Below are 20691 nucleotides of genomic sequence, written 5' to 3'. Positions count from 1 at the left end.
TTTGGTCACACGAAAGGGACCGCGATGCTGTTCCAATGGGATTTCTGGGTGTTCGTCGGGGCGCTGGCGCTCGCGGCAGCAACGCCCGGGCCGGGGTTGGCAGCCATCCTGGCCACGGTTATGGCCTGGGGTGCTCGTCGCACCGCTTGGTTCTGTGTCGGCATGATCCTGGGCGACTTGGTCTGGCTGACCCTGTCGCTGGGCGGGCTTGCGGTCGTCGCGTCCCGCATTCCGGCCGTGTTTCTTGTGATCAAATGGGCCGGTGTCGCTTATCTTCTTTTCTTGGCGATCAAAACCTGGCGGGCCCCGGTGCGGTTGGACCCGGCACAGGCGGCGCCGCGCGAAAAAGGCCGTGCCGCGCGTGTGCTTGCTGGATGGACTGTCACAATGGGCAATCCCAAGGCGATGCTGTTCTACTTGGCGCTGCTGCCCTCGATCCTGCACGCCGAACGCCTGACTCTGGACACCGCTATGTGGCTGGGAGCAGCCATCGTCATCGTTCTGACCCTGGTATTTGCGGCGTATGTCACCGCCGCCGACAAGGCGCGGCAGGCGTTCACCTCTCCCAGATCGCTGAAGCGGTTCAACATGGCGACCGCCGGGGCGCTAAGTGGCGCTGCGGTCTGGATCGCCAGCCGGTGAACCACGCCGCACGTAAAAAAAAGCCCGCCCACCGCGAATACGCGGGGGCGGGCCGGAATACCCATTTGGAAAGGGCTTATTCGCTGGCGGCGGTGTCACCATCGGCGGCTGCGGCGTCATCGGCGGCAGCTTCTTCGGCTTCACCCTCTTCGGCCATCGGGGCCGGGGCCAGGCTGGCCAGGTAGGCAACAACGTTTTCCGGAGTCTTCAGCTTGAAGGTCATCTTCGACTTGGCCGCGCCGTCGTCCAGAACATCCTTCAGGTATGCCTTCGGGTCCATCGCGTAGGCGATCAGCTGCTCTTCGTCCCAGACCAGCCCGGCTTCGCCAGCGGCGATGATCGACGCGCCGAATTTGAAGCCCTCGTAGGAGCCAGCGGTGCGGCCGACGATGCCATAGAGGTTCGGGCCGGTTTTGCCGCCCTTGACGATCACTTCGCCGGCATCATCCACGATTGCGTGGCAGGCTTTGCACTTTTTGAAGTCTTTTTCACCCTTGGCGAGGTCGACTTCAGCGAAGGCAGTGCCCGACAGGGCCAGCAAGGCAGCGGTGGTGGTCAGAAGAGTTTTCATGGTCATCCTCGTAGTTTGGGGCTCGGTTTGCGCAAAGGCGCGCGAATTTCAGGCGGAACCTGCCGCAAATGCAAGCGGAAACCAACAGGGCGCGCTGTCGCAGGGTGCTGCAGTGCGGAAAGCGGCCGATACGACACGTGTTCCTATGTGGCAATGCGCCCCAAAGGTAAGGAAACCGGCTCAAACGGCGAATCACGATGGTTCAAACGCTACCTCGGTCCAACGCGCCAAAAACCTGATCAAAGCTGCGCCGCAGCGCCACGTCCACGTCGCCCATGGTGACCGGAAGGCCCAGATCTACCAGGCTGGTCACACCGTGTTCCGTGATGCCGCAGGGCACGATCCCGGTGAAATGGTCAAGCTCTGGCTCTACGTTGATCGAAATGCCATGGAAGCTGATCCATTTGCGCAGGCGAATGCCAATGGCGGCGATCTTGTCTTCCCGTTTGGCCCCGGTGACGGTCAGGGGCTTGTCGTCGCGCTGGACCCAGACGCCCACGCGGCCCTCGCGGATCTCGCCGGTCACGTTGAACTCGGCAAGCGCCGCGATCACCCATTCTTCCAGCTGCTGCACGAAAAGGCGCACATCGTGGCCGCGTTTTCCCACGTCCAGCATGACATAGACCACCCGCTGACCCGGGCCGTGATATGTATACTGCCCGCCGCGCTTGGACGGATAGACCGGGAACCGGTCGGGATCGACCAGATCGACCGGGTTGGCCGAGGTGCCAGCGGTATAAAGTGGCGGATGCTCAACCAGCCAGACAAGTTCATCCGCCTCGCCACGCGCCATCGCATCGGCATGCGCCTCCATGAACGCCACAGCCTCGTCGTAGTCGGTCAGCCCGTTGGTTGTTTTCCACTCCACCATGGCCCCGGTTTACGCCCAGTGAAGGGGGCGTGGCAAGCCGGTGGCACAGGCGGCGGTTTTCCTCTTCCATTCCGCGGGAAGCCTCGCTATGAAGCGCCTCACCAAGTCAGGATTTGCGGTCGTGGCGGAATTGGTAGACGCGCAGCGTTGAGGTCGCTGTGAGGTAACACTCGTGTGGGTTCGAGTCCCACCGACCGCACCACTTACTCAGATAAAATCATTGAAATTCAATTGATTGATTGGGTTTATGTGTTTTTCATCCACCCTTTTGTCCACCTGAACGCGTCCATTTTCGTCAATTCATTCAGTTTCCAGAGGGCTTCTGCTGAACTATCCAAACCCCATGAATAGCCTCGACAAACTAGACCGGTTCTAAGATTCAGATGACCGCCCTGACGAGTGCATGGCGTTGTCTGACCTCGACGGGTTCCTGCATGGCGTGGCTTGCATGCTGGGCTAAAAATCACTTTTTCTACTACCCTAATGCGTGTAGAAAGATTGCATGACTCATCCGATAGACAAGCATGTGGGCCAAGCTGTTCGGCTGGCAAGGCAGATTTCTGGTCTCTCGCAAAGCGAGCTAGGCGCAGCAATCGGCGTCAGGTTTCAGCAGGTACAAAAATACGAAACCGGCGCCAATCGTATTTCCAGCTCCAAACTGTGGGACATTGCTAACACACTGGGCGCCCCCGTTTCAGACTTCTTCCCTGACAGCACTAAACCATTAAATGGAGCGAAAGCATTGGGGCTTTCGAGACAAGACGCGCGCCTAGTTTCATCCATTTTACAGCTTTCGGCTCGTCAAAAGAGTGCATTTCTTGAAATTGTGACGTCACTTGAATCACTACCAAAAAGCTAAACGCTGTTTTTAGGGTCTGCTGATTAACCGGCGAAAACTACCTAGTTCAGGGTCTTTATCACGCGAGAAGTTTGATAGGGGCCACGGATGGGCCGTGCTCATCGCTCCGTATTCCCTCCAATTTTCGCCTTGAAGGCTCTTGGATAGGTCATCAAGCGCCGCCTTGTTCTCGCTTGCTCGGTTTGTCGACACTTTATCGAGAGGGGCGAAATTCGAACGTATCTGCGCCTCCCGGATCTGGGGGGCAAGGTGCCCGTATGTTCGGCTCACAGTATCCGTGTTTGCGTGCCCTAACTGCTGCGCCACAACAACGAGCGGTGTCCCAGCCTGGACAAGTTGGCTTGCGTAGGTATGTCGCAAGCCATGAAATACAAAGTCTGTCGGAAGGCCTGCCTTTTGTACGGCCTCCCGATACAAGTGCTTGTAGTGCACGTTCCAAGAACCACCATTTCGTTTGGGGAATACGAGCTCGTCTTCTGACCGCCCCTCGCAAGTATCCAAGAAAAACTGCATGCCCTCGTCCGGCAAGAACACGTAGCGGGCCCGATAGTTTTTTGCTTGTGCTATGTAGATACCAAATACATTTGCCGCGACATCTCTCACGCGCAAGTTACAGAGTTCACCTGCTCGGCATCCAGTGTACAATGCGCCTAGAACCAGTTTCCGAATATCATCCCTGCAGGCGTCAAGGAGCCGATTGCACTCACTCCGAGATAAAAATACTTGCCTTGGACGTGCAATGTTGGGAATTCGTCGGATGCAACGCCAAGCGCGTTCGGAGTCCGTTCCCCCATTTTCCCATGCGAGTTGGATGGCTACGCGCAATATCCCTAGCAGGGTATTTAGTGTGCACTTTCTCTTTCGCAATTCCTCTGGAGACAAACTCTCGATTGGCCGTGGTGGCGGCGTTTTCTGATTGCCTCGCTTTGGAGCGGTTTCAAGCACCCTTCTGGAAAACTGAGTTATATGACGGCCATTGAACTCATTCAGTGGGATACCCCCGATCACCGGGAGAATATGGTGGTTAATTAGGCTGAGATTCGCATCAAAATGCGACTTGGCGGCAGCGATACGCTTCCATTCAACATAGTCCCTTAATGCATGGGCTACTGTGTAAACGTCGCCATACGGCGAATATATCAGATCCTGACGAACGCCGACGGGGTATGGGTCTGACGAGAGCGCAGAAATAGGAGGGGACGAAAACCACGCTCTTGCTAGAGTGAGCGCCTCTTGGAACGTCATGGAGACCGAAACATCAGAAGCTCCCGTGTCCAATGTCACATGTTTGTATGAACCCTTTTTTGTGCGCACTCGCGCCATCCAGAACCGCTTCTGGTCAGAACGAACGCGAATTCCAATATGACGACAGTACTCCAGTGTCATCCAATACGGGTGCTCTCTCGGGGGGAGTGAGATTCTCTCGGCCGAATTTGTGAGGTCCAGATTCTTCATGACGCCATTTCCTCAAAGCAGGTCTAGGTTGAAGCGCCATTCTCCTCCGTAATGATTGTTTTTGCGACGACTGCGGCAGCCGACTGCGTCGCAAGAATTTTCCGACCATAGCGGGCGGGCATCTCGGGTGAATTCCAGCGACCCGCTATCATTATTGAAGAAAGGTCACACCCTAACTCAAAGGCATCGTGCACGCCGCCAACTCTGGTGCTATGTGCGGAAACGCCCTGACGGCCAGCACACCTACGAATAAGCCTCGATAGGGTGGCGGTGTTGAGGGGGGCTTTCACACAGCCCTTTGCTGCTTTGGTCAGGATTGGATCATCCAAACTCAACTCCGCCAACTCTATCCAATCAAGGACCGCTTTCGTTCCCTCGCGAGAAAGGTAGGCGTAAGCTCCCTCGCCGTACTGGTCGGTTTTAGACTTGGCTACATACAGCAAACTTGATCCGTCTTCCTGTGCCTGGATGTCTCGCACCCGGAACGCAACGATTTCCGAGGCTCGACACCAACTGTCGCTCGCAATCCAAAGGGCGGCTTTGTCCCGAACTTCAATTCGACTGATACCTAAACCTTGGATAATTCTCAGAACCTCTCGCTTTCGCAGTGCAGGAGCCTGCCGAGACGTTGCCCCGAAGGTTCGCTTCACCCCTTTGAATGCCAGTTCCACTAGGCGATGGTTGCACGGCGACGGAAGAAACTGAGATTTGTGATATTCAGCTATTCCCCACAGCCTGGTCTCAATAGTATTCGCGCGGAGTTTCCCACCGAGATAATCCACATACTTAGCGACGACCTGGGGCGAAATTGGTGGGTCGGAAGAGTGACCGTTGTCCTCAAGCCATTTTCGAAAATGCTTGATAATGAGGCGTAGGTTTCGAACGGTTTCCGGTGAAAAAGCGCGCTCAGCCCTCTCTTGATACTCCTTTACAAGATTTTCGCGCTTACCGGCGGGAAGCTCCATTAGCTTTGCCGCTATGTTCATCCGTTCGGCTTCACGTTCCCTTTTAGTCTGCATTTCACCCTCCTGATTCGTACTCAGAAGTCTTATCAGATTGCCCTCCTTCCTTGAGTTCTCGCTCGCCCGGCAGTTCGTCTCCCGCTTGCGACGGAAGCAGTGAAAGCCCGCCCTGACGTGCGGGACCAGTTCAGCCAAACACCCAATGGTGCGAAACTGATGCTGCCAATCATGGTTCATATGCTGGATGAAAGTGGCAACTCGCTGCTTGGCATTGCGCAAGAAGACTTGGGCGAAACGCTTAAAGTGGCGGCTGAGGCCATATGCTTTTTTTAAGAAGACGTAGTTCGAGCGTCTGCTCCGCAACCACCTCCTTCAGGTCTTTGGTCTCGCGACGCAGCTCCTTCACTTCGTCCGTGTTTGCAGCCCGTGCGGTATCCCCCGCAAGCCGTTTCTTACCGGCTTCCATGAAGTCCTTCGACCTCTTGTAGTAGATGCCCTGCGATATCCCTTCACGACGGCACAGCTCAGCGATGCTGTCTTCGCCACGGAGGCCATCCAGAACAATCCGGATCTTCTCCTCGGATGAATATTGCTTGCGCGTGGCACGCTTGATGGCTTTGACGATCTTCTCGCCCGGGCTCTTCGTTGTCTTTCTCATCATCCACTCCTTGGTGGCTACGATGAGCAACAAACCCTTCTTAGCAAATCGCCCTATTTGGACCCATAAGCGCTGACGCCAGACAGTGCACCGTTTCCTAAATATGGGGCGCTATTGGCTTGTAAGGGAGCGCCAGAATTGGAAGAATTCCCTTTTTTAGCGGAGAACAGCTCCCCGTTGAAGTTCATGCAGATTGGCACATTTCTATTTTGAGCTTATCCATTTTTTCGAGTTCAAAATAAAACTCAGACCCAGAACCCACTTCGCTGACACAGCCCACCTTACCATTATGCATTTGTACGATTTTCTTGCATATAGCCAATCCAAGCCCCGATCCCGGGCGTGATACACCGTCCACCGGTTCAATCTGGCTGAAGTTTTTAAACAAACGATCTTGTGCTTCTTTCGGAATTCCAGGGCCGTTGTCAGACACGCTAACCCGCCAATTTCCCTTGGATTGTTGAAGCCCAATCCTTATCTCGCCGCCTGAAGGTGAGTATTTTACCGCGTTTGAGATTAGGTTGGATACAACCTGCAACAATCGTGCGCGGTCGCCGTACACAAGCGCGTCAACTTCTGATGTGAACAGCGTAAGATCTACGTCATGTTCTAGCCCAAAACCAATGTTTACTTCTAGCCCCTCCCCAATAAGTTCGCCTAGGTCGACCGGCCCCAACTCATAACTAAGCTCGCCGACCTCAAGCTTTTGGAAGTCCAAAATGTCATTAATGATCATCAACAAACGCGATGTATTGCGCGAAGCCAGTTGGACAACTTGTTTGCCGGTGTCGGAAAGCGGACCTGCAGCGCCAGATTCAAGAAGCTTCAGTGAGCCCGTGATTGAAGTCAGAGGTGTTCTGAGCTCGTGGCTGATTTGAGAAATTGACTCCATCCGGATTTTTTCAACCTGCTTGCGCTCGGTAATGTCACGAAGCACGGATAGGAATACAGTATCTCCACAAGGGGTTCTTGCAAGACGTGTCGAGATTTCTACCGGTCCCTTTTCGTGAAAGGTTTCGATCGAGACCATTTCTTTCTCGCCAGACAAAAGAGGTTCTCCAACGATTTCCCAAAAAAGGTCTTCGCGAAATAATTCTGAGGAGTCTGTGATGTATTTTCCGTGGAGTTCACCGTCATTCCAACTGCAAAGCTTGCGTGCCGCAGGGTTTGCATAAACTAGTAAGAGGGAGTTCGTTTTGTAGACAAAGATTCCATCCTGAATCTCGCCTAGGAAAGCGCTCATCATCGCTTGGGCATCGGCATCTTCAAGCGCCGAAACATCAGTTTGGATGCTTATCGAATGCGTCCACATTCCTGCATTGTCAAACACTGGGACAATGGTGGCGCTTACAACAACTCTTTGACCGTCCTTTGTGCGCAATATCTGGCGACCAACCCAGACCTTTCTAGAGCGCATGCTTTTTTGAATGGCAAGTTGCGTGTTGTCAGTGCCGGTTTCTTCGGAAACAAGGGCTTCTGAAGCGTGCCCAAGCTCGTCATGCGTGTATTTAAATGTGTTCAAGAAATTGTTGTTGGCATATACAATCTTCCCGCAGGGTTCGGAAATGCTGACAATCGAGTGGCTGTTCACCGCTTGAGACAGGCCCTTAAGCACGCGACTGGGTGCAGAGTTTTCCTGAAGTGCATCACGCTCGTTCAACAATCGGCGTATTCGTAAAACCATCCCGACCACTAACAACCCTAGTGAAGCCGAATAGAATATGCTCAGTTTTTGAGCTGAATGGAGAAATTCTGTCAGCGAAGTTGGAAGAACCCACACGCCAGTTGTCTGAGCAAGCACCGAGACAATCGCGTTGCTCACAACAACAACAGCCAAGACTCGAGAAAAGAAGGGGCTACTTTCCTGGTCGCCCGCTCCAGAAATGCTCTCAATATCTCCGTTCATTTGAAACCCCATAATAATTTTAGGAATGCTGCCACGTAAATACGGCACAAGCTTGCAACCCAAATGGAATATCTACCCCTTTTTTTAAGCTGTCCGCGAGTGACGCCAAGGTCACTATTGTCCCTAGTGTGAGCAAATTATTGAGGTAGGGCACTGAGCTTTTCTCCTATGATTGGATGGAAACTGGCGTGGCATAAGCAGCTCCTAACACCCGTGATCAAGGTGTGTTGTTTCATTCCTCTGCCCGTTGGTCGCAGAAGATGGCTTGCCGTTAAGAATTCCGCACGGGCGCTTGCGGTTGTGAATTTCCATCTATTCTCTGACGTCACCATTCGCTTCCAATCCTGTCCTTCAAACGCGCAGGTTAGCTCACGTTGTGGTTCTTGAAGAAGGTGAAAAAGAAACCCTAGTGGGTTATTGATACTACCTTTAGTGTTGTTGGGCAGGGTTCTTTTTCGCGTAGGTTTAGTGTGTGCTGTTGAAACCACAGAAACTCAATTGGAGGGTAGCGAAGTGGTTAGTTACAAAAAACTAATTCTTAGGTACGCGGAGTGGAACTTTCCTGACCGCCTGAAACACAGCCTAGAAGACTACACTGAGGTAACATTTCGACTGCTGTGGCAGAGGCAAATTCTTTTTCTTTCAGCCTTGTTAATTACCTCACTGTATTTTGACCCAGTTATCTCCATAGCTTGCTATGCCTTGGTTCTCTTTTCTGAGGGTGTGGATCTCACGGTTGCTGTCGGAATCAGAAATTGGCAAGGAAACGACCCGAAGACGTGTCGAAAATTCCTACTACTAACACTTGTGAGTACCCTCGTTAGCGCGACCGCCATTTGTACCTTCATTCTTGCAATCGCTTTTCAGCAAGAAAATGTGGGCCATTTCACTCCACTATTCTTCCTTCTTGCGGCTTCACTCTTCGCTTCAATGAACAACCACAAACTGCCCGTCGCTCTCGCCCTTAGGCTAACGGTATACGCCATGGCATTTGTGATAATCGCCTTCTTAGATGTTGTTCGATTTCACCCGCCGCTCACTTCACCCGTTTGGTTGAATTTTTTCACCATACTTTTTGCCCTTCAATTCGCGATCCGAAACTCACTGGGCTTCTTAAGGATGTACAAGAACATCAAGAGGCAAATGAACAAGCTGGAAAGAGAGCATCAGCGAACAAGGCAAGCTCTAGAAGCGAAGTCCCAATTTGTTTCTACTGTCAGCCATGAATTGAGAACCCCGCTAACTTCCATCAGAGGGTCACTTGAGCTCGTACTCAAGGGTTTAGTCGGGGAAATACCGGAACAAGCGAAATCCATTCTGGAGGTAGCGAACCGGAATAGCGTCAGGCTAGCTCACCTGATTGATGACCTTCTAGATCTGCAAAAAATTGAATCGGATGAACTCACATTTCACTTCGAAAACCTAAATTTAGGCAATCTCATTTTAGATTGCGTTGCCGAGAGTGCAGGTTTCGCGACGCTGTACGAGGTAGAAATTGATACCAAGTTGCCCGATGAGGATGTGTTCGTGTCAGGTGATGAAGTGCGACTTCAACAAGTTTTGTCCAATCTACTGTCAAACGCTATTAAGTTCTCAGCGAGAGGGCAAACCGTTGAAGTTTGTCTACAAACGCAAAACGGCAAAGCCACTACTTACGTAAAGGACAGCGGGATTGGCATTCCAGACAACGCAAAAGAAGTTGTTTTCGAGCGTTTCAGTCAAGTGGATTCCTCAGACACCAGGAAAGCTGGTGGTACAGGTCTTGGGCTACATATCTCCAAAATGATAGTTGAGAAGCACAATGGAACCATTGACTACACAAGCCGCCTTGGCGAAGGGACAACTTTCAAGATGGAACTCGAGCTTTTTTGAATTTCGAACTTAGACGCTGATCTGCTGCCGCAATTCTTGATTTTGAGGTAGTGAAAGCAGACCTATCCTGGTTTTGCTTAGCTCCAAATGCAGCACCTATTGTTTTCAAAGGAGTTTATCAAAGCAGTGATAGAACCTGCCCAACAATTGGGGAGTAGCTCACTCGCCCCAAACATCAATTGATGTTTCAAGCAGCTCTAAAAAGGTGTTGAAATTGGTTTTAGTCTCTTTCCAAGTTGCATCTGCCGTTTGCGACGCTTCTCTGGAGGCAATACTCATCTCTATTTCCCGGGCACGATCCCCAATTTCACCGAAACCCAGGGTTGGCGCTGTCCCAGCAAGTTTGTGGCAACGGGCTGCGACGTCATCCAGAGTTGCTTGCGTGGCGCCACTGGTTTCAATGTCTTCCACGTATTTCTCAAAAACGAGAATATGATCGTATACCGCAAGCAGAAACCTATTTCTAATGTTTGCTAGCCCTTGCTGGAGGGCATCTACAGGTGTTTCTGTAAAAGCTGTTTGTGTCATTTTCTACCTAGCTCACGCGCTTAAAAATCCGACGTAAGCCACTGTTATTATGACTAAAATGAGCTTTCACGGCTTGCGCTCTGGCAGCTTCAATAGCTTTTTGCAGTACAGTGGTAGTATCGGTTCGATTGATGAGGAAGTGATTTACGGGCTTGCCGACGAAAACAGAGGGATTAGAACATTCGTACGCATCCCAAATTGGTCGAGACGCATCTAGGCTCATGCGGATTTCGTCTTCCACCTCACTTCTCTGGAAGCCCGAAATTCGATCTATAATCGCAATGAACTCTCCTTCACCACAGTAAGAGAACATTTTTACTCCCGGTATGCATTGAAAAATCTTTTCTGTTGAAAACCCCATGATGTCGATAAAATCTTGATTTGAGAGCTCCGAATACAGGGTTCTTGCATTGCTGATATGGCAGCCAACAAGTGTGTAAGATAGCGCCCGAACGGTGCCCAGGCGGTAAAGGTAGTTTTCCAGTGCAAGGAGGCTGGTCATCCTAGTGACGTCTTCAAAAACCACCGAGTCACGGAAGTCGAGAGTATCAAGTGAACTCGCGCTTCTTTTCTCCACGCGGGATGACAAGTCGCAAAGCTGGCGGGTGTTTTCTACAAGAGTATGGGCCGTTTTTAGTCGGGCCTTCAATTCCATTTCATCGATGGGCTTACTGACGTAGTCAGTTGCACCCACTTTAAAAGCGTCATCCACGTGCCCTTGATCTGATAAGGCTGTAATCATTAGAACCGGTGTGCTGCTGTACTTCGCGAAACACCGTATGTTCCGGCAGAGTTCAATTCCGTTTGTTCCGGGCATCTGTATATCGAGCAGAAAACAATCGAATGACTTTTTCTCGTCACGTAGCAGGACAAAGGCTTCATCCGCCGAAGAAGCAGTCGTTACTTGGTCAAGTCCAAGATTTCCCAATGTCAGCACAAGTATTTCTAGGAAAATGGGATCATCATCTACACACAAGATTTGCATTGCGGTTCGGTGCCTTTATCACCCCTAGGTGGGAAAGAATGTATCAACTCGACTATAGAGGGAAACTTGTCAACAATAAGACATTTATCTCTTAGGTTGAAAAAAGTAGTATCAAATAATTCGTAAGGAGAGTTTTTTTGCTGGCATTTGAACGAATTTTCCTCTCGTGCCATTGAGAAAAGCCAAGGTTTATTAGGAGCTATAACCAATCGCGACTGAGGGACCCAAGTTGAGCAGCTTTCCGGCTAGCAACAGGATCAGAAACGAACGTCCGTATCGCCCAGAAATACGGCCGTTAGTTAAATGTGCGGCGAGAGTCCGCTTCCTGCCCTTTTTGTCGATTGCTGCATTAAGCTGCAATGTCTTCAATGGGCTCGACAACCCCACGGATACGAAAGCGAAGGTCAGCGCAAATGGACGGAGTGATCCTGCATTCAGGGTTTGATGGGCTAAGATTCACCATTCAAGCCGACATCCCACCCGAGTTTCGCGAAGAACTGGCTTCCGCTAAAGCTTATGCCAAGGAAAGCCACGGGGAAGCGTGGTTGAATTTGGTGCCGTCACGTTGAACGTCACCAACAAAGGCGCACGTGGCTTTGCCTACCACCTCCACTGACGTGTCACTTAACGCTCCAGTCTCGGCTCATTGGTCAGATTCGTGGCGTAGACTCGCAGCCTGAATGCTTCTTCTGTTTCGTCGTTTGCACGCTCAATCCAACCGAGATTGGAGCCAACAATGATGGCATGCCCAACTCTCTCACCGTTTTCGCCCACCCAACTAATGAAACGGACTGCATCCCCGCCGCCCGTCGGTTGCTTATCCTCCAGTTTCTTTAGCCTGTGCTTAATCGTCATGAACCGCCTCCTTTTCTGCCTGTTCAACCCGCTCCAGGAAAGCCTCCTGGGTTTCGCCGTCTTCAAGCTGAAGGCTGCCAAATCCCGTCACGTAAGCGCGGCCATAGTATTCTTCCCCCGGACACGGAGCGCCGTTTTCATCACGGGCAACACACACAATTCGATAGAGGATTGTCACCTGGTCCGACTTTGCCGGGCGCAGGTCCTCAAGCCGTCTCACCCGGTGCTCAAGTCGCATTCTGATACTCCAGGTTCTTAAACAAATCCCCGACCGGGCTTTCCCACCCGCCCAACTCTTTTGCCCGCTCCTTTAGGGCTGGCGTCGAAACGCCGCCGACCTTGGTGAGCAGCACTTTTGCCGCAATCGTCATGGGCGATTGCATTCGGCACCAATCTTCATCCGGCTGATCGTGTTCGATCCGGGCCGCAATTCGCAGGAGTTCATTCCAGAGCCAATCTAATGCGGCTTGGTTGTCACCCTCCTCGGCTCCAAGATGGGTTCTCCGCTCTTCTAGCTTCATCAACCTACTTTCGAGTTTCATGGGCGGTCTCCAATGCTTCGATGCGCTTCTCAAACTCGCTGGCTTCCAGCGTCTTTCGATAGGCTTCCACGAGGTTCATGACCGCTGCACCTTCAAGAGGGGTTATATCACCGCCGGAAACGGCCCGCAGGACCGCCTGAGCGGACTCAGCAGCGTCGCTGGCGCATTTCATGGGTGGGAGGTCAAAATTCACCAAGGCGTCCTTCTTGGGCGGCGCTATGCGCTCCAGGCACAATCGCAAGGCTGTGGTGTCGCCCTCCAGCGCCATATCTACCGCTTTCTGAGAGATGGCCTCAGCTTGACCATCCATCAGTTTAGCAACGGCGCGGGTGACACGGTGCCGTGTGCCCTTGGGCTTTCCAGGGTTTCCCTCAGAGAATGTGCCGTCCGGGTTCCTGTCCGCATTCATTCCGTTTTTTCGGCCCGCCATCAGTTCCCCCAAACCAAGTCATTCGCGACCATGCCGAGAACCGGCGCAAGGCCAGGCAGCGCATTCACGGGCTGACGCGGGGCAACAGAGTCCGTTTCCGTGGTGTCGTCCTGTGCCCGGCTTGCTTCTTGAGCAAGTTCAAGCAACCGGTGCGCGTGGTCTGGTTGATTACCTGCATGCGCCTTTCGCGCGGCTGCCATGAATGCTTCGTATGTCCCCATTTTACCGCTCCTGGTTTTCTATGAGTGTTGCTGTTTCAGCCCCATCACTAGAGCGCTACGCTTGGTGCTTTCTCTGGGGCTAGGGATGGGAGAACCACGGTCAAGTGCCGCACCATTTCTCAGCACTTCCACGCCTTCGGCATGCGAGACGTCGCTGGTCAGCGTTTCGCTGAATTCTCGCGGCGTCTTCGTCTTCGTCTTCGTCTCAGTCTCAGTTTTCGTATTCGTCTCCGTATCATCTACGTCTACGTCTACGTCTACGTGTGCGGCCACGGTGTCGGCAGGGTGCCTGCAGGGTGCCCGGTCCAGCTCGGTCAGAAGCGGGAAAATGGACACCAATTCCGCACGCCCGGCCTTTCCAGCGTGTTTCAATTCGGCGGCGAACGGCTCAAGGAAGTCGTCAGCATATTCTTGGTAGGACTGTCGAAGAAAGGCCTTCAATGGTTCCCGCAGTTTCGGCCATTCTGCGCTATCAGGTATCCATGATTGCGCCCGTTTGACCGCTGCAACGCTGAGCTCGGCAACGCCGTTCATCCAGATCCGGGCAACGCTTCCACTGTCGGTTTCCATATTTGATAAATCGCCAAGCATTGAAACGAGACGGGATGCGTTTTCCGGCGGGCGCTGCCGATGTAGTCCAACGATGCGCAGAAGCTCCTCGTCGTGGTCGTATTCAACCAGCCCTGCCTCACAGAGCCGGTTCACGACACCGTGAAGCTCGTCCACGGCAGTCCCTGCATCCTGCGCCCACAAGACCAAGGGGTAATGGAAAATTCCCGTGTAGCTGCCAATCGGGGTTAGATGGGCGCAAAGATACGCCCACCTTTCTTCGTGATTGCAGTCAGCCATCTTCTTTGACCGAAGAATGCTGCAATTGATTTGTGCGAACTTCTTAAGGGCCATTACGCGACCTCCCCGAAGATCCAGCGCGCGAGATGCGCGGCCTGACGATGGGTCAGACCATGCGACCGACGAAGGCGGGCGATTTGCAATTGTTTGGTCATGCCGCCACCTGCACATTCTGGACCTCACCGAGGTATTCGACGTGGTCAATCAGCCGGTAAACACCGTAGCGAGAGCCGTCCTTGGCATCGCTGTACCAGTCGGTTTGAATGTGGATGCCGCACTCTTCTTTGATGCGCATAGCACCGTCGCTGAGCCGCACCGGGCTGGCGCTGTAGATGGGGCTAGACATCAAGCATTCGAGAACCTGACGCTTGCGCTTCGATGCGATTACCTCGCGCGATTGTTCACCCGGCGGCGTGATCCGAAACCGAGCCGGGGCCACCGCCTTCGGCAAGTCTGCACACGACAAAATCCAGCGCGTGTTGTGTGCAGGCGACCCTGCGATTGAGTGTTTGGTTTGGTCAGTCATGTTGACGTTCTTTCTTGAATGCCAGACGCGAAGACGCTATGTTTCGGACACCTCTGCACGAAAGCCGCGCCCCGCCATCTGGCGGGGTTTCTGTTAGGCGGCTGAGTCAGAGGCACCGACCAACGCTTCATCTACTTGGCTTTCGACCCAGTACAGACGACCACCAAGCTTGATGGGTTTGGGCAAGCGGCCAAGGTCAATATCACGATAGACGGTGGTGCGACCGCGACCACCAAGCTTCTGACGCAATTCAGAGAAGTTGAGGTATTTCATTTTGAACCCTTTCGGTTGTTCCGTTGGGTTCAGTAGTGCCTTAGATAGGTTGCCTCTGTCATAAGGCGCAATTCACGGGGATAGACCTTATGACCTTGGATTAAGCGCGCGGATTTTAATCAGATAGGAATCCTTCATCATCGCTACCAAGCTGTCAGCTTTCTGCCGAAATACCGCATTTTTCGGATTCTGGCACCAGTCTCTAACCGTGTTGTATTCGCAAAAAAAACCCACTTCCTTTGACACTTCCACAACGACGTCGCAGGCACTGCCTCCGGGCTTATCGTCGCCTCGGGCGACCTCAATATCGAACATCATTTCCAAATCCATTGCCGCCTTGCGAAGTAACATTTTCACAACGAACTCTCGTCCTGGTTTTGGTCCCCTGAGCCGGGGAGGCTCATGCAGCATACGAATAGACTTGAGAGCGAATGGTCGGAGAGGCTTGGGGACCGATTTGCCATTGAACACATTGGCTGCACAAACAAGTGCCGCAATTTCAAAAAAATCTGGGTCTCTGTTTGCGCTAGCTGCAATATTCATAGCGAGACGGTCTGAGACCACATATGTGGTTTCCTCGGGGGTCGCACCCTCTTTGCGAATTTCTGGATGAAAGTCCAAAATGAAGTAGGGGACTGTCATCTGTCGCCAGTCTTCTAGTGGAGCAAGATTTAGCAGCTCCCGCGCAGATTCGCGTGCGTATTCCAATGCCTCCACATACCCACCTAGAGAATCGTTCTTGCTCATCCCGCAATCCTCACGACTTCACCGGTTCCACCGGTCACATGGTTGGCCCAGCGTTCCATCAAGGCCCGACGTTGCTCCAAAAAGTCCGTCCGACGGTATGACCTTTCAACCTTGCCGCCGGTGACATGCGCCAGCGCCGTTTCCGCCACTTCCCGCGATGTGTCCGTCTCCTCGGCACACCAGGTGCGGAAGCTAGACCGAAAGCCGTGTGGGCGCTCTGCCATGCCCCTGCGTTCCATGAAGCGAGACATGGTTGCGTCGGAAATCACTCCCTTGCGTACGCTGGGGAACAGGAAGCCGTCACGCGCCAGTGGCTTGATGAGTTCGATAACCGCCAATGCTTCCTTTGAAAGCGGGACCCGGAAATCCTGCGCCTTGTCCTTAGTTGATTTCATGTTCTCGGCAGGAATGGTCCAAACGTCGCCGTCAATTTCATCCAATCGGGCAAAACGGATCGGTTTCGACCGCACGGCGGTTAGGATCAGCAAGCGCAAGGCCTGATGTGTCACTGTGCCTTCGTCTAGTTCGCTGTAGAACGCCGGAACCTCTTCCCAGGTAAGGGCTGGAATGTGCCTAACGGTGTGCCTGCTCTTGCCGAGAAGAGCCCTGGCCTTCTCTGTGGCCTGCACGTCTACATCTAACCCCATCGCGGCAGCATGGCGCATAACAATCGAGAGCCGACCTATCGCTTTCTGGGCGGTATCCGCCTTCGTATGCCAGATGGGTTCAAGAGTATTCTTGATGTCGCGCTGGTCAATTTCCTCAACCGGCACTTTTCCAATTTTTGGCAGGATGTGCAGAGCGAGCGGCGAAAACCAACGGCCTGCCTTCCCATCGCCTTTCAGTTGGGCTTTTCGAGCCTCGTGGGCCTCATGGGCGACTACGGTCAACGTGTGATCCGCCTTGGTTAATTCACGACGTTCACTCTCGCGTTCTTTGATAGGGTCAATTCCCTTTCTCGCGACGGCCTGCCACTTCTGCGCCTCTTTTCGTGCCATCTTGAGCGAAACGCCATACTTGCTAGTGGAATCATATCCACCGAGGCCCATTTCGCGCCTGCGGCCATGAACGGAAACGCGTAATATCCACTGCGCCCCGCCATCGTCGCGCTTGTGAAGCCAGAGACCCGCACCATCTGAATACTTGCCAGGTGGAGCGTTTTTGATTTTCACTGCAGTGAGTTTGTTCAATGCGCGCAAATCTATACCCCCCGAAATATCCACCCTTATAATCTAACATAGAGTGGCACGGGATGAAACAGCGTGAAACAGCATTGCAATCTAACTAGTTGTAATATTGGAAATTCTGAAGCAACTTGGAACTACATGGTATAGAAATTCAATGCCCACCGACCGCACCACGAAACTCGGCAATCCCCTTAAAAAAACTGGCCCACTCCCTTTCTCGGCGCGTGTAATTCGCCCAGACGCTCCCCTTGGGCATTTCCCGCCCCGGGTTTCCCCGTGGAAAGCCACTGCACGGTTTCGACCTCGCGGCCGAGCCTGTGCGGGTGTCGCTTATACCGCGCAAAAGCCGTCCCGATGGGCGTCGTTTTGGTCCGGCGCTTGTCGGGGCTTGAGGGGCACGGGGCAGCCGCAAAAGACCAGTGGCCGGGGCGGATGTGAAATATCCTGTTGTGTGATGGACACAAACGGAAAAGCGCAACGATTCCTGTGACTTGCCGAATCAACGCCTAGCGTGGCAAGATGTCGCGGCCCGGTCCGAATTTAGCGACCGTTCTGATCGGTTTTTTAGCGCAAGGATTGACCATGGCTACCCCTCCGACGATCGACAGAAACGTTGACTTGGGGCTTTGGTTGCCCGGCACGCTGGAGGGCGCGTTGGCACCGGGCGCGGTGGTCGGGATCACCATTGCGCAGCTTGGCGCTGCCATTGATGGCTACGCGGTTTCATTCTCGGCGGAATCCGAGATCGCCGGCCCGAAATTGGAGCTTTTCGTTGATGGCCAGAAAGTGGGCGAGGCGACCGCGACCCGCGTTCCGCTGCTGGATGTCGACGGCGAAAGCTCGGACCCTGACGAAGGCGGGGCGACGGTGCCAGACGGGACCGCGCAGGCCAGCGCGCTGATCTATTCCACAGGGTTCAGTTTCGGAACCGAAGACGGCCAGATTGATTTGTCGGGATTTGCGGTGGGCAGCCGGATCGTTTTGCAGGTGGTGAATCAGGATCCGGCCGTGGCCCTCGAACTTGGCGGACTTTCGGTCCAGTCCGGTGTCGCAGTGGGCACTGGTACCCCCCCCAAGTTCGACCTCAGCCCGCTGGCGACTTACGACCTTATCGAAACCGGGGCGGAGGGATTCACCAGCGCCAGCCTTGGGGTGCTGACCGATGACGATGAGATCGCGATCGCGGCGGGCGACATTGAGGTAATTGGCGCGGGCGAACAGGCGGCGGCAATCGCATCAGCCATCGCGCTGGGTCAAACCGGCAATGGGCTGACGGATTTCGATTGGCGCTTCGACGCGCCGCTGGGCGCGTTCGATTTTCTGTCTGCGGGCGAGGTTGTGACCGTCTCGCGCAGCTTCACAATCACGGTGACCCGCACGACTGAGGTGCCTGCTGCAGACGGCGGAACCGAATTGCAAACCGAAACCGACACAATCACGGAACAGGTCGCGATCCGCATTGTCGGGCGCAACGACGCGCCGGATGTGATCGACGTTGCGCTGACCACAGACGAAGACACCGAGATCGGCCGGACCCTGGCCGCGTTTGAAATCGGGACCGATGACCCGGCGGATGCAGTGCTGATCGCCACCGATGCTGACAGCAGCACGTTGACCTTCACATTGCTTGATGCCCCGACGCTGGGCCGGCTTGTCGAACCTGGCGGGGAAGGGTCCGCGCGTGCGTCGATCTCGTCCGGCGACCTGTTGGGGGCTTTCACCTATGTGCCGGACGCCGATGCCTCGGGCCTCGACACCTTCCGGATCAAGGTCAGCGACGGTGATGGGGCCAGCAGTATTCAGACCTTCACCGTGGACATCGCAGCGATCAACGATGCGCCGGTGAACCGGGGAAGCGATCTTGATCGGACCGTCGAAACAGTGACCGGGGCGACGGTCGCTGTTTCCTTGGCGGGGTTGAAGCTGGAAGATGTCGAGGTTGCGGCCGCGGGGGGCACGCTCACGGTAAGCTTTGACACCGGCGGCGCGGGCACAATCGCCTTCAACCTGCCCGCTGGCAGCGCACTGGTTGCAGGGGCCAATACGCTGACCGGAACACCCGAGGTGCTGAATGCGTATTTCGCCGAGGGCGGCACGCTCAGCTACACCGACACAAGCGGATCCTCTCCCTTGATCGTGGCGCGGGTCACCGACGCGGGCGTCGCCGGTGCGGGGGGCACGCAGACCACGGACCTCGGCACGATCAAGGTTGATCTGAACGCAACACCGGTGGCACCCGTCCAGAATCTGAGTGGGGTCAAGAACGCGGTGATCGTCGACCAGCTCGTGGCCACAGATGCCGAGGGCGACGCGCTTACCTTCCGGCTTGCCGCTGATGGAGCGCCAGTCGGCGGCACGGTTTCGATAGACCGGGACGGCAGCTTTTTCTATCAACCCGAACCCGGGTTCGTCGGTGTCGACACGTTCAAATTTACCGTGACCGATGGCCGATCAAGCGCCGACCGCATTGTATCGGTGGCGGTTGTCGATCAGCCCGACCTGCCGACGCTGGTGCGATTTCCCATCAACGTGCTCGAAGACAGGGCGATCGAGGGCCAGATCACCGTCGTGAACCCCAACGGCGGCGAACTGACCTTTGCGCCAGTGACCGACCTGCCGCCGGCCCTCGGTGCCTTTTCGCTGTCTCCGGACGGCAGCTACAGCTACACGCCAGCGCCGGATGTATTCGGGGAAGACCAGGTGTTCTTCACCCTGTCCGGCGCCGACCTTGCCGAACCTCTGACACTCAGCCTGCCGGTGACGATCCGGCCTGAACAGGATGCCCCGGTTGCAGGGGCACTTGCGGCGGATGCGGTTGAAGACCAGCCCCTCTCGGGACAATTACCGGGAACAGATGCGGATGGTGACGCGCTGAGTTATGCGCTGCCCACCGATGGGTGGCCGGAGAACGGGAGCGTGACGATTGCCGAAAACGGTGCGTTCACCTACACACCCGCCGCGGACTTCTTTGGCCAGGATCGGTTTTCGTATACGGTCACGGACGGTGTCGACACCGATCGCGGGCTGGTGACCGTGACGGTTGCCCCGGTAAACGATGCGCCTACCATTGCCGATCAAACTGTCACCCTGAACGAAGACACGCCCCTGACCCGGTCGCTCGAGGCGTCGGATGTGGACAACACACCGCTGTCTGCGACGATTACGCGGGCGCCGACGCTTGGCGCGGCGGGGGTGAACGACGACGGGACCTACAGCTACACGCCTTTTGCTGATGTAACCGGAACCGATAGTTTCGAGGTTACGATCAGCGACGGGGCCCTTAGCGATACGGCAACCATAAATCTCACGATCCTCGGGCGGAACGACGCCCCTGTTGGGGCTGATGATTTTTTCGTTTTGCGTGAGGATGTTGCGGTGGTTTTGGACCCTGCGGGGAATGACACCGATGTGGATGCGGGCGATGTTTTGCGCGTGGTGGCTGTCGGGTCCGCCGCGCATGGTATGGTCGAGGTGACCGGGAATGGCCGGGTGCTTTACACGCCGGATGCGGATTATTTCGGGTCCGACAGCTTTGACTATACGGTGGCGGATGGTGCGGGCGCGACGGGCACAGCCACGGTCACGCTTGAGGTCCGCGCGCAGGGCGAGCTGCCGGCGCCGGGCAGCGATGGCGACGATGTGTTCGAGGTGCAGGGCCGGTCGGGTGAGCACGTGGCCTTCGACGGCGGCGCGGGCTTTGACGTTGTGCGCAACACGCGCGACGGGCGGGACATCTGGCTGACGGATGCAAG

General features: G+C 54.6%; 21 protein-coding genes, 1 tRNA gene and 1 pseudogene. 6 read left to right on the top strand and 17 right to left on the bottom strand.

Translation table 11 applies throughout. From position 1 onward, the window contains the following. Positions 1-24: 24 nt before the first annotated feature. Positions 25-642 (top strand): LysE family translocator, encoded by a 618-nt coding sequence (locus MN188_RS07880; protein WP_242107534.1) that lies wholly within the window; start codon positions 25-27, stop codon positions 640-642. Positions 643-718: 76 nt separating this feature from the next. Here the strand turns inward: MN188_RS07880 and MN188_RS07875 are convergent, their stop codons facing one another. Then, complete coding sequence (locus tag MN188_RS07875; RefSeq protein WP_242107532.1) at positions 719-1213, bottom strand: c-type cytochrome; 495 nt, start codon at positions 1211-1213, stop codon at positions 719-721. Positions 1214-1415: 202 nt separating this feature from the next. Next, positions 1416-2084, bottom strand: coding sequence for a lipoyl(octanoyl) transferase LipB (gene lipB / locus MN188_RS07870; RefSeq protein ID WP_242107530.1), 669 nt, complete (start codon positions 2082-2084; stop codon positions 1416-1418). 115 nt (positions 2085-2199) lie between these two features. Between lipB and MN188_RS07865 the strand changes: the two genes are divergently transcribed. Both MN188_RS07865 and MN188_RS07860 read left to right on the top strand, forming a co-directional pair. After that, positions 2200-2286, top strand: a tRNA-Leu gene (locus tag MN188_RS07865). A gap of 300 nt (positions 2287-2586) precedes the next feature. After that, positions 2587-2943 (top strand): helix-turn-helix domain-containing protein, encoded by a 357-nt coding sequence (locus MN188_RS07860; RefSeq protein ID WP_242107528.1) that lies wholly within the window; start codon positions 2587-2589, stop codon positions 2941-2943. 9 nt (positions 2944-2952) lie between these two features. Here MN188_RS07860 and MN188_RS17745 read toward each other — a convergent pair whose 3' ends face one another. The 4 genes and pseudogenes from MN188_RS17745 to MN188_RS07845 form a co-directional block, all read right to left on the bottom strand. Then, complete coding sequence (locus MN188_RS17745) at positions 2953-4188, bottom strand: tyrosine-type recombinase/integrase (protein ID WP_353890418.1); 1236 nt, start codon at positions 4186-4188, stop codon at positions 2953-2955. Between the two features lie 233 nt (positions 4189-4421). Then, positions 4422-5597, bottom strand: coding sequence for a tyrosine-type recombinase/integrase (locus tag MN188_RS07855; RefSeq protein ID WP_242107526.1), 1176 nt, complete (start codon positions 5595-5597; stop codon positions 4422-4424). Positions 5598-5685: 88 nt separating this feature from the next. Beyond that, positions 5686-6021: pseudogene (locus MN188_RS07850) on the bottom strand (transposase); the annotation flags it as partial. 181 nt (positions 6022-6202) lie between these two features. Next, a complete protein-coding gene (locus MN188_RS07845; protein WP_242107523.1) occupies positions 6203-7924 on the bottom strand; it encodes an ATP-binding protein in 1722 nt (573 codons plus the stop codon). A 513-nt stretch (positions 7925-8437) separates the two neighbouring features. Between MN188_RS07845 and MN188_RS17700 the strand changes: the two genes are divergently transcribed. After that, entirely contained in the window at positions 8438-9796 is a 1359-nt protein-coding gene (locus tag MN188_RS17700) for a sensor histidine kinase (protein WP_242107521.1), read from the top strand. 159 nt (positions 9797-9955) lie between these two features. On the opposite strand, the gene MN188_RS07835 is transcribed toward MN188_RS17700, so the two are convergent. After that, positions 9956-10324 (bottom strand): Hpt domain-containing protein, encoded by a 369-nt coding sequence (locus MN188_RS07835; protein ID WP_242107518.1) that lies wholly within the window; start codon positions 10322-10324, stop codon positions 9956-9958. Between the two features lie 7 nt (positions 10325-10331). Continuing rightward, positions 10332-11309, bottom strand: a complete 978-nt coding sequence (locus MN188_RS07830; protein WP_242107516.1) for a response regulator — start codon at positions 11307-11309, stop codon at positions 10332-10334. A 413-nt stretch (positions 11310-11722) separates the two neighbouring features. Between MN188_RS07830 and MN188_RS07825 the strand changes: the two genes are divergently transcribed. After that, positions 11723-11878: a hypothetical protein gene (locus tag MN188_RS07825; RefSeq protein ID WP_242107513.1), complete on the top strand. Its 156-nt coding sequence runs from the start codon at positions 11723-11725 to the stop codon at positions 11876-11878. A gap of 55 nt (positions 11879-11933) precedes the next feature. Here the strand turns inward: MN188_RS07825 and MN188_RS07820 are convergent, their stop codons facing one another. The 9 genes from MN188_RS07820 to MN188_RS07780 form a co-directional block, all read right to left on the bottom strand. Then, the gene (locus MN188_RS07820; protein ID WP_242107511.1) at positions 11934-12164 is read right to left on the bottom strand and encodes a hypothetical protein; all 231 of its coding nucleotides are present in this window, start codon (positions 12162-12164) and stop codon (positions 11934-11936) included. Then, the gene (locus MN188_RS07815) at positions 12154-12402 is read right to left on the bottom strand and encodes a hypothetical protein (RefSeq protein WP_242107509.1); all 249 of its coding nucleotides are present in this window, start codon (positions 12400-12402) and stop codon (positions 12154-12156) included. Before MN188_RS07815 ends, MN188_RS07820 begins: the two co-directional genes overlap by 11 nt. Beyond that, positions 12392-12706 (bottom strand): hypothetical protein, encoded by a 315-nt coding sequence (locus tag MN188_RS07810; protein WP_242107508.1) that lies wholly within the window; start codon positions 12704-12706, stop codon positions 12392-12394. The genes MN188_RS07815 and MN188_RS07810 overlap by 11 nt, the downstream gene beginning before the upstream one ends. After that, positions 12690-13136, bottom strand: coding sequence for a DUF5681 domain-containing protein (locus tag MN188_RS07805; protein ID WP_242107506.1), 447 nt, complete (start codon positions 13134-13136; stop codon positions 12690-12692). Before MN188_RS07805 ends, MN188_RS07810 begins: the two co-directional genes overlap by 17 nt. Before the next feature lie 239 nt (positions 13137-13375). After that, positions 13376-14260, bottom strand: coding sequence for a hypothetical protein (locus MN188_RS07800; protein ID WP_242107504.1), 885 nt, complete (start codon positions 14258-14260; stop codon positions 13376-13378). Positions 14261-14357: 97 nt separating this feature from the next. Next, the gene (locus MN188_RS07795) at positions 14358-14732 is read right to left on the bottom strand and encodes a hypothetical protein (RefSeq protein WP_242107502.1); all 375 of its coding nucleotides are present in this window, start codon (positions 14730-14732) and stop codon (positions 14358-14360) included. A 93-nt stretch (positions 14733-14825) separates the two neighbouring features. Further along, positions 14826-15005: a helix-turn-helix transcriptional regulator gene (locus MN188_RS07790; RefSeq protein WP_242107500.1), complete on the bottom strand. Its 180-nt coding sequence runs from the start codon at positions 15003-15005 to the stop codon at positions 14826-14828. Between the two features lie 87 nt (positions 15006-15092). Then, complete coding sequence (locus MN188_RS07785) at positions 15093-15752, bottom strand: hypothetical protein (protein WP_242107498.1); 660 nt, start codon at positions 15750-15752, stop codon at positions 15093-15095. Then, a complete protein-coding gene (locus MN188_RS07780; RefSeq protein WP_289053004.1) occupies positions 15749-16924 on the bottom strand; it encodes a tyrosine-type recombinase/integrase in 1176 nt (391 codons plus the stop codon). Before MN188_RS07780 ends, MN188_RS07785 begins: the two co-directional genes overlap by 4 nt. Before the next feature lie 597 nt (positions 16925-17521). Between MN188_RS07780 and MN188_RS07775 the strand changes: the two genes are divergently transcribed. Then, positions 17522-20691 (top strand): Ig-like domain-containing protein (locus tag MN188_RS07775; protein WP_242107496.1); only part of this gene is annotated, 3170 nt, incomplete at its 3' end.

Origin of the sequence: Aliiroseovarius subalbicans (assembly GCF_022678625.1) — a bacterium.
GTDB lineage: Bacteria > Pseudomonadota > Alphaproteobacteria > Rhodobacterales > Rhodobacteraceae > Aliiroseovarius_A > Aliiroseovarius_A subalbicans.
The sequence above is the reverse complement of the archived record's forward strand: the minus strand, read 5'-3'. Positions and strand labels throughout refer to the sequence as shown.

Excerpts from the sequence above, each read along its gene's own strand:
- MN188_RS07880 (WP_242107534.1), top strand. The coding sequence starts at position 25 with ATGCTGTTCCAATGGGATTTCTGGGTGTTCGTCGGGGCGCTGGCGCTC.
- MN188_RS07875 (WP_242107532.1), bottom strand. The coding sequence starts at position 1,213 with ATGAAAACTCTTCTGACCACCACCGCTGCCTTGCTGGCCCTGTCGGGC.
- lipB (WP_242107530.1), bottom strand. The coding sequence starts at position 2,084 with ATGGTGGAGTGGAAAACAACCAACGGGCTGACCGACTACGACGAGGCT.
- MN188_RS07860 (WP_242107528.1), top strand. The coding sequence starts at position 2,587 with ATGACTCATCCGATAGACAAGCATGTGGGCCAAGCTGTTCGGCTGGCA.
- MN188_RS17745 (WP_353890418.1), bottom strand. The coding sequence starts at position 4,188 with ATGACGTTCCAAGAGGCGCTCACTCTAGCAAGAGCGTGGTTTTCGTCC.
- MN188_RS07855 (WP_242107526.1), bottom strand. The coding sequence starts at position 5,597 with ATGAACCATGATTGGCAGCATCAGTTTCGCACCATTGGGTGTTTGGCT.
- MN188_RS07845 (WP_242107523.1), bottom strand. The coding sequence starts at position 7,924 with ATGAACGGAGATATTGAGAGCATTTCTGGAGCGGGCGACCAGGAAAGT.
- MN188_RS07835 (WP_242107518.1), bottom strand. The coding sequence starts at position 10,324 with ATGACACAAACAGCTTTTACAGAAACACCTGTAGATGCCCTCCAGCAA.
- MN188_RS07830 (WP_242107516.1), bottom strand. The coding sequence starts at position 11,309 with ATGCAAATCTTGTGTGTAGATGATGATCCCATTTTCCTAGAAATACTT.
- MN188_RS07825 (WP_242107513.1), top strand. The coding sequence starts at position 11,723 with ATGGACGGAGTGATCCTGCATTCAGGGTTTGATGGGCTAAGATTCACC.
- MN188_RS07820 (WP_242107511.1), bottom strand. The coding sequence starts at position 12,164 with ATGACGATTAAGCACAGGCTAAAGAAACTGGAGGATAAGCAACCGACG.
- MN188_RS07815 (WP_242107509.1), bottom strand. The coding sequence starts at position 12,402 with ATGCGACTTGAGCACCGGGTGAGACGGCTTGAGGACCTGCGCCCGGCA.
- MN188_RS07810 (WP_242107508.1), bottom strand. The coding sequence starts at position 12,706 with ATGAAACTCGAAAGTAGGTTGATGAAGCTAGAAGAGCGGAGAACCCAT.
- MN188_RS07805 (WP_242107506.1), bottom strand. The coding sequence starts at position 13,136 with ATGGCGGGCCGAAAAAACGGAATGAATGCGGACAGGAACCCGGACGGC.
- MN188_RS07800 (WP_242107504.1), bottom strand. The coding sequence starts at position 14,260 with ATGGCCCTTAAGAAGTTCGCACAAATCAATTGCAGCATTCTTCGGTCA.
- MN188_RS07795 (WP_242107502.1), bottom strand. The coding sequence starts at position 14,732 with ATGACTGACCAAACCAAACACTCAATCGCAGGGTCGCCTGCACACAAC.
- MN188_RS07790 (WP_242107500.1), bottom strand. The coding sequence starts at position 15,005 with ATGAAATACCTCAACTTCTCTGAATTGCGTCAGAAGCTTGGTGGTCGC.
- MN188_RS07785 (WP_242107498.1), bottom strand. The coding sequence starts at position 15,752 with ATGAGCAAGAACGATTCTCTAGGTGGGTATGTGGAGGCATTGGAATAC.